This window comes from Nocardioides sp. P5_C9_2 (assembly GCF_054049555.1).
In genome coordinates, this window is the sequence record NZ_JBFUMD010000661.1 from 1 (window position 1) to 1612 (window position 1612).

Consider the following 1612-nt stretch of genomic DNA (forward strand, 5'->3'; position numbering starts at 1 on the left):
GGCGGCCGAGGGCGAGGCCGCGCACCGGGCCGACGTACCGCGCACTCAGGGCGGTGACGCCCAGGGTCGGGACCGCCGCGGCGCCCGCCCCCTGGAAGAGCCGGGCGACGAGCAGCACGCCGAAGGTCGGGGCCAGCGCGGCGGCGACGGCGCCGACGGTCATCAGGGTGATCCCGAAGACCAGCGGGAGGCGTACGCCGACCAGGTCGCTGACGCGCCCGTAGACCGCGGTCGTGACGGCGAGCATCAGCACGTAGAGGCTGATGCTCCACGCCGCCGTCCCGAGGCTGACGTCGAGGTCGGAGGCCATCTGCGGCAGCGCGATCGCCGCGGACGACGAGCCCATGCCGGCCAGGCCGAAGAGCAGGCCGAGCAGCAGGGACACCCGACGGGAGTCGTCGGGAGCCTGGACGGGGGTCGTCATCGTCTGCACCACGTCGGGTCGCAACACCCCGCGACGGCGTGGCATTCCGCGCGGGCGCGTCAGACGTCGGTGACGCGCAGCCCCGCGTGGCACTTGTACCGGCGGTTGATGGCGATCAGGTTGGCCGTGAGGGCCTCGACCTGGTGCGCGTTGCGCAACCGTCCGCCGTACACCCCACGCATGCCCGGGACGRCGTCGGCGAGCTCCTGGACGAGGGTGGTGGCCTCGCGGTCGTCGCCGAGGACGAGGACGTCGGTCTCGACCCGCTCGACGGCCGGGTCCCCGAGCAGGACCGCGGAGACGTTGTGGAAGGCGCCGACGACCCGCGACTCGGTGAGGATCCCGGCGGCCTGCTGGGTGGCCGACCCCTCCTCGACCTGCAGCGCGTACGGCCCCTGCTTGTCGAAGCCGAGCGGGTTGACGCAGTCGACGACGACCTTGCCCGCGAGGACCTCGCGCAGGGACTCGAGCAGCTCCTGGTGCCCCTCCCACGGTACGACGACCAGCACGACGTCCGCGGTCGCCGCGGCGTCCGCGTTGCTCGCCCCGGTCAGGGTCGTGCCGAGGGCCTCCGAGAGCTCGGCGGCGGCCGCCTCGGCCTTGTCCGCCGCGCGGCTGCCGAGCACCACGGTCAGCCCGGCGGCGGCGAAGCGACGGGCCAGTCCGCGGCCCTGCGGACCGGTGCCGCCGAGGACGGCGATGGTCTGGTCGCTGATGCGGGGGGCGGGCGTCGCGTCGGTGTCGGTCACGCGGCGAGGCTAGCGCCCGGGACACCACCCGCAGGTGTGTTGTCCAGCCCCCACCGGCGAGGAACCGTGGGGGGATGACCAAGCGAATCGCATTCCTGACCGCGTCCGAGGGCATCGAGGCAGTCGAGCTCACCGAGCCGTGGGACGCCGTGACCGGCGCCGGGCACACGGCCGAGCTTCTCTCCCCGGAGTCCGGCACCGTCCAGCTCTTCAACCACCTCGACAAGGCCGAGACCCGCCCCGTGGACAAGACCGTCGCCGACGCCTCGGTCGCCGACTACGACGCGCTGATCCTGCCGGGCGGCGTCGCCAACCCCGACGCCCTGCGGATGGACGAGGGGGCGGTGGCGTTCATCAAGGAGTTCGCCGCCTCGGGCAAGCCCGTCGCCGCCATCTGCCACGCCCCGTGGACCCTCGTCGAGGCCGGCGTCCTGTCCGC

3 protein-coding genes are annotated in these 1612 nt (G+C 74.0%); 1 reads left to right on the forward strand and 2 read right to left on the reverse strand.

The genetic code is table 11. The features are described 5' to 3' along the window. On the reverse strand, positions 1 to 424 hold a 424-nt coding region (locus ACXJKL_RS20755), incomplete at its 3' end, for an MFS transporter (RefSeq protein WP_457208887.1). 59 nt (positions 425 to 483) lie between these two features. After that, complete coding sequence (gene npdG, locus ACXJKL_RS20760) at positions 484 to 1173, reverse strand: NADPH-dependent F420 reductase (protein ID WP_457208888.1); 690 nt, start codon at positions 1171 to 1173, stop codon at positions 484 to 486. A gap of 74 nt (positions 1174 to 1247) precedes the next feature. Between npdG and ACXJKL_RS20765 the strand changes: the two genes are divergently transcribed. Beyond that, on the forward strand, positions 1248 to 1612 hold a 365-nt coding region (locus tag ACXJKL_RS20765; protein WP_457208889.1), incomplete at its 3' end, for a DJ-1/PfpI family protein.